This is a genomic window from Nocardioides sp. (assembly GCF_035547795.1).
In the GTDB taxonomy this organism is placed as follows: domain Bacteria; phylum Actinomycetota; class Actinomycetes; order Propionibacteriales; family Nocardioidaceae; genus Nocardioides.
On record NZ_DASZUF010000212.1, the window covers coordinates 1 to 12,917 of the forward strand.

A 12,917-nucleotide genomic window follows, 5' to 3' on the forward strand; every position below is an offset into this window, starting at 1 on the left:
GCGGCGGTCGTCTCGTGGGTGAGGGCGACCACGCCCTCACCGGCGTAGAGGTGCGCGACGGAGTAGTCCTGTCCGGAGACGGCGGCCCGGAAGCGGGTGCGGGCGCCCTCGTCCAGCTCCTCCTCGCGGCCGATCCACTCCTCGAAGAAGCGGTTGGCCACCGACCGGCCGCCGAACTCGTGTGGCCAGCCCACCTCCTGCGCCTCGTCGAAGACGCGTCCGTACCCGGTGGCCTGGGCGTCGAAGAGCGCCGCCTTCGCGGCCGGGGTGCCGGCCGCCTCGACGGTGCCCAGGAAGGCGGTGCCGACCCAGGCGCCGGCGGCGCCGGCCGCGAGCACCGCCGCCAGTCCGCGGTGGTTGAGGATGCCGCCGGCGGCGTAGACCGGCAGCTCGGTGCGGTCCAGGACCAGTTGCAGCAATGGCAGCGTGGCCATGGTGTTGCGGCCGTGCCCGCCGCCCTCGCCGCCGCGCGCCACGATCACGTCGACGCCGGCGTCGATGGCGCCCTCGAGGTCGTCGAGGCAGCCGACCTGCGTCGCGGTCAGGATGCCCTCATCGCGCAGCCGGCCGACGGCGTCGGCGTACTCGCCGAAGCTGACCGAGACCAGTGTCGGTCGCAGCGCGACGACGGCGTCGAGCTGCTCGGGGTGCTTGTCCAGGGCCCAGGCCGCCAGCCCGATGCCGTACGGCGCACCCTCCGCGCCGGCGACCCGCGCCTCCGCGGCGATCCATTCCGGGCTGCGGCTGTCGTTGACGCCGAACATGCCCAGTCCGCCGGCGACGGAGACGGCATGGGCGAGCCGGCCGCCCCCGGGGCCGGCCATCGGTGCGCTGATCAGTGGAACGGGCGTGCGAAGGGACTCCGGCAGACGCATGGCTTCGACATTAATCGCGTCGCCCAATGCTGCGCCGGAGAAAGTCGGGGCCGGCGTTGCAATTTGTGCACCGTCGCGTTGTGATAACCACACCTTCGTCCAGATAGTGAGGCCGTCGCGGAAGCGACGCCGGCTACGACTGGACGACTAGACAAGGAACATCATCGTGATCGAGAAGGACGTTACCTTCTACAGCGAGGGCAGCCGCCTCAAGGCGACCATCTACTACCCGGACGACCTCTCCGCGCCCGGACCGCATAAGGCCCTCGTGGTGAACTCCGGCTATCAGGGCTTCAACGAGTTCTATCCCAAGATGTTCGCCGGCAACCTGACCGCGCGCGGGTTCGTCTGCTTCGGGTTCGACTACCGCGGCATGGCCGACAGCGAGGGTGAGAAGGGCCGGGTCCTGCTCGAGGAGCAGGTCCAGGACGTGCGCAACGCCGTGACGTTCATCAGTGCGCAGGAGGATATCGACTCCCGTCGCGTCGGGCTGGTCGGCTGGGGCATGGGCGCGGCGAACGTCGTCATGGCGGGCGAGAAGAGCGACGGAGTCGCCGGCGTGGCCGCCCTCAACGGCTTCTACGACGGCGAGCGCTGGCTGAAGTCGATCCACACCTATGACGAGTTCCTCAAGATCGTCGACGAGGTGGCGCAGGACCGGGTTCAGCGGGTCCTGGAGGGCGAGTCCAGGCTCGCCGACACCTTCGCGCACTACCCCCTGGATCCGGCCACCGACGACTACGTCCAGGCCGAGCTGGCGCAGATCTACGGTTTCGGCCACCCGACCCGGGTGCAGTTCACCGAGTCGATCCTGGACCTGAAGGTGGAGAACGTCGTCGCCAGGCTGGCGCCGAAGCCGCTGTTCATCGCCCACGGCAAGCGCAACTCGCTGCACCCCTACGACGAGGCGCTCGCCCTCTACGCCGCTGCGTCGTCGCCGAAGACGCTCTACACCGTGGACGGCCGGCACAACGACTTCATGTACGCCGACCACCCGGAGTTCGTCCGGCTCTGCGACCAGCTGGAGAGCTTCTTCGACGCCGCGTTCGCCGCGTCGTCGGCGCCTGCCCGAAGCGTCTCGGCCTGACGCCCGCGCTGCCGGAGCGGCCGCCGTGGAGCGGCGGCCCTCCGGCAGGAGGCTCGCACCGGCTGGGCTACGGTGCAGAAAACGCAACGCAGTGTTGCACGTCACACACTGCACTTCTAGCGTCCCACCGTCGCCGGCAGACCGGCTGGGCCCGTCCGGAGGACGGGCTCCAGGAAGGAGAGTAAGAGATGACCCAGGGCCAGAAGGAAGCGCCCGCCGTGCGCAGCGGCGCCTCGCGTGTGATGGCGATCCTCGACGCCCTGACCTCGGCCGACCCGACCGTCTTCCCCGACGGGCTCTCCGTCGCCGATGTCGCCCGGATCCTGGGCCGAGAGAAGTCGGTGGTCTCCCGGCAGCTCAAGAGCCTGCTCGAGACCGGCCTCGTGTCCCGGGACACGTCCGGTCGCTACGAGCTGAGCTGGCGACTGTTCGCCCTGGCCGTCCGGGCCGGCGACCAGCGACTCACCAAGCTCGCCGCGCCGCTGATGCTGCGATTGACCGAGGCGGTCCGTGAGCGCACCTACCTGACCGTGCTGAGCGACGGCGAGGTCCTGACCGTGCACTCGGAGAGCTCGCGACGCTCCATCGAGGCGGTCAACTGGGTCGGCCGCACCATCCCGGTCAATCGCAGCTCCAGCGGCATGGCCCTGCTGATGGACCACGACGACGAGCACATCATCGACATCGTGCGCCGCGGCGACGACGGTGTCCCGGCCCGCGAGGCCCGCGAGCTGCTGACCCAGATCCACGCGGCCCGCGAGCGTGGGTACACGGTCGCCAACCGGATCTTCGACCCCGAGCTCATCGGCATCGGCGCTCCGGTGCGCGACTTCTCCGGGCGGATCAAGGCCGCGGTCAACATCTCCGGCCCGGCGTTTCGGATCGAGCCGCATATCCAGGCATTCGCCGGCCATCTGCTCACCACGGTGCGGCAGCTCCAGGGATCGCTCTCCGCCGAGGCCCGCTCGGCCTGAGCGGCGATCCCGACCGAACACCCATCCACATCACGAAGTGGCGAGGACACACCATGCAGCATCTCGCTAGGCGTTCGCCCGGCATGCTCGCGCTCTGGGAACGGAGCCGGGCGTGAGTCTCCTCTCATACATCTCAGACAACAGATCGGACCTGGTCTTCCTCGGCGAGCAGCACGTCGAGCTGGTCCTGATCAGCGTCGCCATCTCGGCCGCGATCGGCATCGGTCTCGCCCTGTTGACCCAGCCCGTGCCGAGGGTCCGGGACGGCCTGATGTCCCTGACCGGCACGCTGTTGACCGTTCCATCGTTCGCGCTGTTCGCGCTGATGATCCCGCTTTTCGGCCTCGGGTCGTCGCCGACCATCGTGGCCCTGGTCGTCTACGGCATCTTCCCGATCCTGCGCAACACGGTGACGGGCATCGAGGGGGTGGACGATGCGATCATCGATGCCGCTCGAGGCCTGGGTATGGGGCCGGCGCGAAGGATGCGCACGGTCGTCCTGCCCTTGGCCTGGCCGGTCATCCTCAACGGGATCCGGACGTCCACCATCATGCTCGTGGCCACGGCCGCCATCGCCGCCGTCGTCCACGGCCCCGGCCTCGGCCAACTCATCTTCCAGGGTCTGGCCCGCATTGGCGGCAAGAACGCCCTGGAGCAGACCCTCTCCGGCGTGATCGGTGTGGTCGTGGTGGCCCTGCTGCTGGACCTGCTCTTCATCGCGATCGCCAAGATCACCACACTGCGAGGATTGAATGTCTGACAAGCACACCCCCGGCGACGACGCCATGATCGTCCTCGACGGCGTCTCCAAGCACTACCCCGGCCAGGAAGGCCCAGCGGTGGCGGAGCTCTCGATGGAGATCAAGCGAGGCGAGTTCGTCGTCCTGGTCGGCCCGTCCGGCTGCGGCAAGACGACCACGCTGCGGATGATCAACCGTCTCGTCGAGCCGACCGGCGGCCGGATCCTCATCGACGGCGAGGATGTCACCCACTCCGATGTGGACCGGCTGCGGCACGGCATCGGCTACGTCATCCAACAGATCGGGCTGCTGCCTCACCTGACCATCGCGGACAACATCGCGCTGGTCCCGAAGATGCTCGGCGTCAAGAAGGCCGAGCGCCGCAAGCGCGCCGAGGAGCTGCTGGAGATGGTGGGCCTCGCTCCGGCCACCTACGCCCGGCGCTATCCGCGTCAGCTCTCCGGTGGCCAGCAGCAGCGCGTCGGTGTGGCCCGGGCCCTGGCCGCGGATCCGCCGGTGATGCTGATGGACGAGCCGTTCGGCGCGGTGGACCCGATTGCTCGCGAGAAGCTGCAGATGGAGTTCCTCCGCCTCCAGGACCGGCTGCGCAAGACCATCGTGATGGTCACGCACGACATCGATGAGGCACTGCGCCTGGGCGATCGGATCGCGATCTTCGGCCCGGGGTGCCGCCTCGTCCAGTTCGACACGCCACTGGAGATCCTGTCCAACCCCGCCGACGACTTCGTCCGCGACTTCGTCGGCGGTGGAGCGCCGGTACGCCGGCTGTCGCTGCTGAAGGTCTCCGACGTACTCGCCTCCTTCGGTCCCGCCGACGACGCCGCGCTCGGGCGCACGGTGCCGGTCGAGGCCGGTGAGAGCGTCCACCGTGCCCTGGAGCTCGTGCTGGCGGCGCGGGCCGAGGGCGTCGAGGTCGCCCTGGCCGGCGGCGTGCGCCGGATCGGTCTCCAGACGCTGCTGACGGCGGCGTCCCAGCCCACGACGGTGCCAGCATGAGCGCGGCCGCGGTCGAGAACGTCGAGGTCTCCGGTGGCCGACGCTCCGTGCCCTGGCTGCTGCCGCTGGTCGTGGTGGCCCTGCTCGTCGGCGTGTGGGCCTACGTCAACTCGCTGCACATGGACTCGATCGAGACCCGCAGTCTGGCCTTCGACGTCGTGGCGACAGCGGTGTGGAAGCACATCGAGCTCGTCGTCGCCTCGACCATCCTCACCATCGCGATCGGCGTGCCGCTCGGCGTGCTGCTGACCCGGCCCGGCATCGGTCGGATCGGTGCGGTCTTCCTGGCCGTGGCGAACGCCGGACAGGCGGTGCCGTCGATCGGCGTACTGGTGGTGCTGGCGATGCTGTTCGGGGTCGGCTTCTGGATGGCCGTCGTCGCGCTGGTCGCCTACGCGCTGCTGCCGGTGCTGCGCAACACCATGGTGGGCATCCGCCAGGTCGACGCTGCGCTGATCGACGCCGGTCGCGGCATGGGGATGAGCGGGTTCCGCGTCCTCACCACGATCGAACTGCCCCTCGCCGTACCGGTGATGCTCGCCGGCATCCGGGTGGCACTGATCCTCAACGTCGGCGCCGGCACCCTGGCCGCCTACACGAACGCCGGCGGGCTGGGCAGCATCATCTCCTCCGGCATCGCGCTGGACCGCATGCCGGTCCTGATCGTCGGCAGCACGCTCACGATCTGTCTGGCCCTCACCGTGGACTGGCTCGCCGGACTGGCCGAGCGCGTCCTGCGCCCGCGCGGCATCTGAGCCGCGCCCTCTGACTCGGACCCACCTCTACCGACCCCTGCTTCGATCGACTGACAAGGAGTTCTCGCATGCGCAAGACCGCGCTGGCCGTGACCGGCCTGGTGAGCACGCTGCTCATGACTGGCTGTGCTCTGAGCAGCAACAGTCCCCACCAGACATCCGGGCCCGCCAAGGACGGCCCGCTCAAGGGCGACACCCTCACCGTCGCCTCCAAGGAGTTCACCGAGCAGCTCCTGCTGTGTGAGATCACCGCCCAGCGGCTCGAGTCGCAGGGTGCCACCGTGAAGCGCACCTGCGGCATGAGCGGCTCCAACGCGGTCCGGGCGGCGCTGACCAGCGGCTCCGTCGACATGTACTGGGAGTACACCGGCACGGGCTGGCTGGACCTGCAGCAGACGACGACGGTCAACGACCCGGCGCAGATGTATCAGAAGGTCAGCGCCATGGACAAGGCGAAGAACAACGTCGTCTGGCTCCCGCCGGCCGCGGCGAACAACACCTACGCGATCGCCGTCAAGACCGACGTCGCCCAGAAGCTCGGCATCAAGACCATCTCGGACTACGCCAAGCTCGCGCAGTCGAACCCGAGCGAGGCCAAGTTCTGTGGCGCCTCGGAGTTCTTCGGTCGTGACGACGGCTGGCCGGGCGTGGAGAAGGCCTACGGCTTCGACCTGCCCAAGGGCGACACCGCCGAACTGGCCGAGGGCCCGATCTACAACGCCGTCGCGAAGGGCAACCCGTGCAACTTCGGTGAGGTCTTCGCCACCGACGGCCGCATCGCCGCCCTGAAGCTGACCGTGCTGGAGGACGACAAGAAGTTCTTCCCGCCGTACAACCTGTCGCTCAACGTGCGCGGCGACGTGCTGGCCAAGGACCCGGAGATCGCGAGCGTGATGGCACCGGTGAGCAAGCTCCTGACCACGCCGGAGCTGCAGAAGCTCAACGCCGAGATCGACGTGGACGGCAAGACGCCGGAGGAGGTCGCCAGCTCGTGGCTGCGCGCCAACAAGCTGAACTGAGCGCGAAGGGGCCCCGCCCGCTGCGGGTGGGGCTCCTCCAGACCGCGCCGACCTTCAACGCGGTCGAGGAGAACCTGGCCCAGATCGCCGCCCTGCGCGCGGACCTCGGCGCGGTCGACCTCGCCGTGACACCGGAGCTCTCGGCGACGGGCTACGGCTTCGTCGAGGCCGAGGAGGACACACTCCTGCGGTGTGACGACCCGCGGCTGGCGGAGCTGGCCGCCGCGGGTGTGGGCGTCGGGTTCGCGGAGCGGTGCGACACGGGATTGCCCTGGAACAGCTACCGGATCGGTGCCGGTCTCCAGCGCAAGCTGTACCCGGTCTCCTATGCGCCCTGGAATGAGCATCTGCTGTTCCAGCCGGGCAGCACGCTGGAGCCTACCGAGGTCGCCGACGCTCGGGTCGCGACGGTGATCTGCAACGACATGTGGCATCCCGCGGTCCCGTGGCTGGCGGCTCGCGGCGGTGCCGAGGTGCTGGTGGTTCCGGTCGCGAGCATCGCCGGCGCCGACCCTGAGGGGATCCGGCGTACCTGGGCGATCATCGTCCAGCACGCCGCGATCCTGCTGCAGTGCTACGTGGTCTTCGTGAACCGGTGTGGCGTCGACAGCGGCGAGCCGTTCTGGGGCGGCTCGCGCGTGGTCGGGCCCGACGGCGAGACCCTCGCGTCGCTGGGTGCCGAGCCGGGTGCCGTGGCGGTGGATCTCGACCTGGCTGCTCTGCGTCGACGGCGTGCGGAGGTGCCGCTGCTCGCCGAGGAGCGGGTCGAGCTCGTCGCCGACCTCCTGCGGCGGGCGGAGCGCCATGTTTGACGTGCACGTCCATGCCGCTCCGGACGTCCTGGACCGGATCGGGTACGACGATCAGATCGCGGCGGGCTATGCCGCGGCGGGCTACACCGGGTTCGTGCTCAAGGCGCATCACGAGCCCACCGTCGGCCGCGCCAGCGCGCTGAGCCGGTCGACGACCCTGGACGTGGTCGGTGGCATCACGCTGAACCGCGCCGTCGGTGGGATCAACCCGGCCGCGGTGCTCTCGGCGCTCTCGACCGGCGGCCGGGTGGTGTGGTTCCCCACCGCTGACGCGCATACCCAGGAGGCGGCGCGGCTGCCGCGGCTGGAGGATCTCGACGAGCGGCTAGGCCGCGCCACCCTCGCCGTTCCGCCGGTGCTGGACGACCCCGAGGCCGAGGCCGACATCGCGTTGACCCTCGACCTGATCGCCGAGCACGACGCGGTGCTGTGCACCGGCCACGTCAGCGGCGACGAGTGCCGGTGGCTGTTCCAGCAGGCAGGCCGGCGCGGCATCGGCAGGTTCCTGCTGACGCATCCGTCGTACACGGTGCCGGACATGGCCGTTGCCGAGATCGCCGCGTTCGCCCAGCGCGGTGCGTACGTCGAGATCACCGCGTACCAGTTGCTGCACCAGCCCGGCATGACGCCCGCGCGGCTGGCCGAGGTGGCCCGCGCCGCCGGTCCGCGGCTGGTGCTCGCCTCCGACGCCGGCCAGCCGGACAGTCCCGAGCCGGCGCAGGCGCTCGAGCAGCTCATCGCCGTGCTGGCCGCCGAGGGTCTCGACCTCGGCTGGCTGCGGGACGCAGCCAGCGACACGCCGCGCCGGCTCGTGCTCACCCATCCCTGACCCGAGAGGCATCGCTCCATGGTCACCGACCTGACCGACGTCCACGCCTCGGCCGAGGCCTTCGCCGACGACCTGCGCGCCTGCCTGGACGCCGACCTGGTCGACGACTCGTCCCTCGCCCGAGGGCTCTATTCGACCGACGCGTCCAACTACCGCATCCGACCGCAGGTGGTGCTGACGCCGCGCTCGCGTGAGGACGTGGTGGTGGCCGTCCGGACCGCGCGGGCACACGGCGTGCCCATCACCGCCCGAGGCGGCGGCACCTCCTGTGCCGGCAATGCCATCGGGCCGGGGCTGGTGCTCGACTTCTCGCGGTACATGAACCGGGTGCTGGCCATCGACGCCGAGTCCTCCACGGCGGTCGTGGAGCCGGGCGTCGTCCTGAGCGTGCTCCAGGAGCAAGCGGCGCCATTCGGGCTGCGCTTCGGGCCAGACCCCTCCACCGCCACCCGCTGCACGATCGGCGGGATGATCGGCAACAACGCCTGCGGCCCGCATGGGCTGGCCTACGGACGCACCGCCGACAACGTCGTCTCGATGACCTGGCTCACCGGCGATGGCGAGGTGATCACGGTCGCATCCGGGCGCGATGCGGTGGCCCGGGTGCCGGGTCTGGCCGCACTCGTGGACGCCAGCCTGGCGACGCTGCGCACCGAGTTCGGCCGGTTTGGCCGGCAGATCTCCGGCTACTCCCTGGAGCATCTGCTCCCGGAGAACGGCTGGAACCTGCCCGCGGCACTGGTCGGCACCGAGGGCTCGTGCGGCCTGCTGCTGGAGGCCACCGTCAGGCTGGTGCCGCGCAGCCCCGCGCCCGCGCTGGCCGTGCTCGGGTACGCCGATATGGCGACCGCGGCCGACGACGTGCCCCGGCTGCTGCCGTTCGAGCCGCTGGCGCTCGAGGGCCTGGACGCACAGCTGGTCGAGGTGGTGCGGGCGCACAGCGCCCAGGCCGTTCCGGCGCTGCCGGACGGAGGCGGCTGGCTGATGGCGGAGCTGGGCGGGGAGACGTCGGCCGAGGCGGTCGCGGCGGCAAAGCGGCTGGTGGCGGCGTCCACGGCGACGGACGCGCTGGTGCTGCCCGCCGGACCGGAGGCGACCCGGCTGTGGCAGATCCGTGCCGACGGTGCCGGGCTGGCCGGTCGGACGGTGGCGGGGGAGCAGGCCTGGCCGGGGTGGGAGGACTCCGCCGTACCCCCAAAGAGACTGGGTGACTACCTGCGTGGGCTGGAGGCGCTGATGGCCGAGGAGGGACTCTCCGGTCTGGCCTACGGGCACTTCGGCGACGGTTGCGTGCATGCCCGGATCGACTTCCCGCTGGAGCACGAGGCCGTGGTGATGCGGCGCTTCGTCGAGCGTGCCGCCGCGCTGGCCGCCGAGCACGGCGGTTCGCTCTCCGGCGAGCACGGCGACGGGCGAGCGCGCTCGGAGCTACTGCCCAGCATGTACAGCCCCGAGGCGCTGCGGGTGATGGCCGCCTTCAAGGCGCTGCTCGACCCCGACGACCTGATGAACCCCGGCGTCGTGGTCCACCCGGCACCACTCGACGCCGACCTGCGCCGGCCGCAGGCGCTCCCGGTCGCTGCCGCCGACGGCTTCGCCTTCGCCCACGACAAGGGCGACGTCACCAAGGCCGTCCACCGGTGCGTCGGCGTCGGCAAGTGCCGCGCAGACCTGCGTGAGCAGGGCGGCTTCATGTGCCCGTCCTACGTCGCGACCAGGGACGAGAAGGACTCCACTCGCGGCCGGGCCCGCGCGCTGCAGGAGATGCTCAACGGTCGGACGGCCGGTGTCGACTGGGACGCCCCCGAGGTGCACGAGGCGCTCGACCTCTGCCTGAGTTGCAAGGCGTGCGCGAGCGACTGCCCGGCCGGGGTCGACATGGCGATGCTCAAGTCGGAGACCCTGCATCGCACGTACGCCGGCCGGCGCCGGCCACTGAGCCACTACACCCTCGGTCGGCTGCCGCAGTGGCTGCGACTGCTGGCGCCCTTCGCGCTGCTCGTGAACCTTCTCGGGCGCATCCCGCTCGCCCGGAAGACGATGATGCGGATGATGGGTGCCGATCCTCGACGCTCGCTGCCGCGGCTGCCGCGGGCGCCGTTCCGGTGGCGCAGGCCCGACCGGGTCGAGGGCAGCACGGGCGCCCCCCGGGTGCTGCTGTGGGTCGACTCGTTCTCGGATGCGCTGGCACCGCAGATCGCGCGTGATGCCGTCGAGGTGCTCAGCGCCGCCGGCTGCGACATCGAGATCGCGCCGCCCGGCGCGTGCTGCGGACTCACGCTGGTCTCCACCGGCCAGCTGACGGCCGCCAGGGCGAAGCTGCGCAGGACGCTGGACGTGTTGACGCCCCACGTCCGTGCCGGCCGGACCGTCGTCGGGCTCGAGCCCAGCTGCACCGCCACGCTGCGCTCGGACCTGCTCGAGCTGCTGCCCGACGACTCGCGTGCGGTCGAGGTCAGCGGGGCGGTCCGGACCGTGGCCGAACTGCTCACCTCGCAGGGTTGGACCCCGCCGCGTTCGGCGGAGAGGCTGCTGGTGCAGCCGCACTGTCATCACTATGCGGTGATGGGGTACGACGCCGACCGGCAGCTGCTGGAGTCGATGGGCTGTGACGTCGAGACGTCCGCGGGCTGCTGCGGCCTGGCCGGCAATTTCGGGATGGAGAAGGGGCACTACGAGATCTCCGAGACCATCGCCCGCGAGGGGATCATCAAGCGGGCCGACGCCGCACCCGACCGGCGGATCCTGGCCGACGGCTTCTCCTGCCGTACCCAGCTGCGCGACCTGGCCGGGCTGGACAGCCGGCATCTCGTGCAGGTGCTGGCCCAGGCGCTCCGCGAGGACGGATCCGCATCGTCGTCGGCGTAGGGTCCGGGTGTGACCACCGCGACGGGACTGAGCTTCCGCGAGGCGACCCTCGCCGACGTGGCCGAGCTGGTGGCGCTGATCGAGTCGGCGTACCGGGGTGACGCCAGCCGGGCCGGCTGGACCACCGAGGCCGACCTGCTGCACGGCCAGCGCACCGATCCCGAGGGGGTGGCAGCCGTCGTCACCACCCCGGGCAGCCGGATGCTGGTGGCCGAGCGGGAGGGGCTGATCGTGGCCTGCTGCCAGCTGGAGGAGCGCGGCGGCGTCGGCTACTTCGGCATGTTCGCGGTGCGGCCCGGTCACCAGGGCGGCGGGCTGGGCCGGCAGGTGCTCGCCGAGGCGGAGCGGCGCGAGCGGGAGCGTGGCGCCGAGCAGATGCACATGACGGTGATCGTGCAGCGCACGGAACTGATCGGGTACTACGAGCGCCGCGGCTACCGGCGTACCGGGGAGCTGCATCCGTTCCCGTACGGCGACGAGCGCTTCGGGCTGCCGCAGCGCCACGACCTCGCCTTCGAGCTACTGGTCAAGACGCTCTGAATTTCTTGCACTCTCCAGGGCCGAGTGCTAAACATGACATTGGCACTCGTAGCATGAGAGTGACAACACCGGACCGATGACGTTGAGGTCTCCGGAGGGCGGCGAGAAGGGTTCGCACGCCGGGAGGCCGTCCGTCGCGGGCAGCCCATCGGACCGGTCCCATACGAACTTCCCACGTGAAGGATCGCAGGCAATGCCGAAGCTGATTGCTTTCAACGAGGAGGCCCGACGCGGTCTCGAGCGGGGCATGAACACCCTCGCCGACGCCGTCAAGGTCACCCTCGGCCCGAAGGGCCGCAACGTCGTTCTGTAGAAGAAGTGGGGTGCCCCCACGATCACCAACGACGGTGTCTCGATCGCCAAGGAGATCGAGCTCGAGGACCCCTACGAGAAGATCGGGGCCGAGCTGGTCAAGGAGGTCGCGAAGAAGACCGACGACGTCGCGGGTGACGGCACGACCACCGCGACCGTTCTCGCCCAGGCGCTGGTCCGCGAGGGCCTGCGCAACGTCGCCGCGGGCGCCAACCCGATGGGTCTCAAGCGCGGCATCGAGGCCGCCGTCTCGGCCATCTCCGAGCAGTTGCTCGCGCTGGCCAAGGACGTCGAGACCAAGGAGCAGATCGCCTCCACCGCGTCCATCTCGGCCGCCGACCCCACCGTCGGCGAGATCATCGCCGAGGCGATGGACAAGGTCGGCAAGGAGGGCGTGATCACGGTCGAGGAGTCGAACACGTTCGGCCTCGACCTCGAGCTCACCGAGGGTATGCGCTTCGACAAGGGCTACATCTCGGCGTACTTCGTGACCGACCCGGAGCGGATGGAGACGGTCCTGGAGGACGCCTACGTCCTCATCGCGAACCAGAAGATCTCCAACGTCAAGGACCTGCTGCCGCTGCTGGAGAAGGTCATCCAGTCCGGCAAGCCGCTGGTCATCATCGCCGAGGACGTCGACGGCGAGGCGCTGTCCACGCTGGTCGTCAACAAGATCCGCGGCACCTTCAAGTCCGTCGCCGTCAAGGCCCCGGGCTTCGGTGACCGCCGCAAGGCCATGCTGCAGGACATCGCGATCCTGACCGGCGGTCAGGTGATCAGCGAGGAGGTCGGCCTCAAGCTGGAGAACACCGACCTCGCGCTGCTCGGCCAGGCGCGCAAGATCGTCATCACCAAGGACGAGACCACCATCGTCGACGGTGCCGGCGACCAGGCCCAGATCGAGGGTCGGGTCAACCAGATCCGCGCCGAGATCGAGAAGTCGGACTCCGACTACGACCGCGAGAAGCTGCAGGAGCGCCTCGCCAAGCTGGCCGGCGGCGTGGCCGTCATCAAGGTCGGCGCGGCCACCGAGGTCGAGCTCAAGGAGCGCAAGCACCGCATCGAGGACGCCGTCCGCAACGCGAAGGC

General features: G+C 70.2%; 11 protein-coding genes and 1 pseudogene. 11 read left to right on the forward strand and 1 reads right to left on the reverse strand.

Going from position 1 to position 12,917, the window contains the following annotated elements:
• On the reverse strand, positions 1-875 hold an 875-nt coding region (locus tag VHA72_RS15760; RefSeq protein WP_325576908.1), incomplete at its 3' end, for an NAD(P)H-dependent flavin oxidoreductase.
• 166 nt (positions 876-1,041) lie between these two features.
• Here VHA72_RS15760 and VHA72_RS15765 point away from each other — a divergent pair.
• The 11 genes and pseudogenes from VHA72_RS15765 to groL form a co-directional block, all read left to right on the forward strand.
• On the forward strand, positions 1,042-1,962 hold the full coding sequence (locus VHA72_RS15765; protein WP_325576910.1) for an alpha/beta hydrolase: 921 nt from the start codon (positions 1,042-1,044) through the stop codon (positions 1,960-1,962).
• A gap of 188 nt (positions 1,963-2,150) precedes the next feature.
• A complete protein-coding gene (locus tag VHA72_RS15770) occupies positions 2,151-2,936 on the forward strand; it encodes an IclR family transcriptional regulator (protein WP_325576912.1) in 786 nt (261 codons plus the stop codon).
• A gap of 112 nt (positions 2,937-3,048) precedes the next feature.
• Entirely contained in the window at positions 3,049-3,696 is a 648-nt protein-coding gene (locus tag VHA72_RS15775; RefSeq protein WP_325576914.1) for an ABC transporter permease, read from the forward strand.
• Positions 3,689-4,693, forward strand: coding sequence for an ABC transporter ATP-binding protein (locus VHA72_RS15780; protein WP_325576916.1), 1,005 nt, complete (start codon positions 3,689-3,691; stop codon positions 4,691-4,693). Before VHA72_RS15775 ends, VHA72_RS15780 begins: the two co-directional genes overlap by 8 nt.
• Positions 4,690-5,448: an ABC transporter permease gene (locus tag VHA72_RS15785; protein WP_325576918.1), complete on the forward strand. Its 759-nt coding sequence runs from the start codon at positions 4,690-4,692 to the stop codon at positions 5,446-5,448. Before VHA72_RS15780 ends, VHA72_RS15785 begins: the two co-directional genes overlap by 4 nt.
• Before the next feature lie 68 nt (positions 5,449-5,516).
• A complete protein-coding gene (locus VHA72_RS15790) occupies positions 5,517-6,467 on the forward strand; it encodes a glycine betaine ABC transporter substrate-binding protein (protein ID WP_325576920.1) in 951 nt (316 codons plus the stop codon).
• Between the two features lie 26 nt (positions 6,468-6,493).
• Positions 6,494-7,279, forward strand: a complete 786-nt coding sequence (locus VHA72_RS15795; RefSeq protein WP_325576922.1) for a nitrilase-related carbon-nitrogen hydrolase — start codon at positions 6,494-6,496, stop codon at positions 7,277-7,279.
• Positions 7,272-8,108, forward strand: coding sequence for a DUF6282 family protein (locus VHA72_RS15800; protein WP_325576924.1), 837 nt, complete (start codon positions 7,272-7,274; stop codon positions 8,106-8,108). The genes VHA72_RS15795 and VHA72_RS15800 overlap by 8 nt, the downstream gene beginning before the upstream one ends.
• 18 nt (positions 8,109-8,126) lie before the next feature.
• Complete coding sequence (locus VHA72_RS15805) at positions 8,127-10,976, forward strand: FAD-binding and (Fe-S)-binding domain-containing protein (protein ID WP_325576926.1); 2,850 nt, start codon at positions 8,127-8,129, stop codon at positions 10,974-10,976.
• A gap of 9 nt (positions 10,977-10,985) precedes the next feature.
• A complete protein-coding gene (locus tag VHA72_RS15810; RefSeq protein WP_325576928.1) occupies positions 10,986-11,516 on the forward strand; it encodes a GNAT family N-acetyltransferase in 531 nt (176 codons plus the stop codon).
• A gap of 193 nt (positions 11,517-11,709) precedes the next feature.
• Positions 11,710-12,917 (forward strand): annotated as a pseudogene (groL, locus tag VHA72_RS15815) (chaperonin GroEL); the annotation flags it as partial.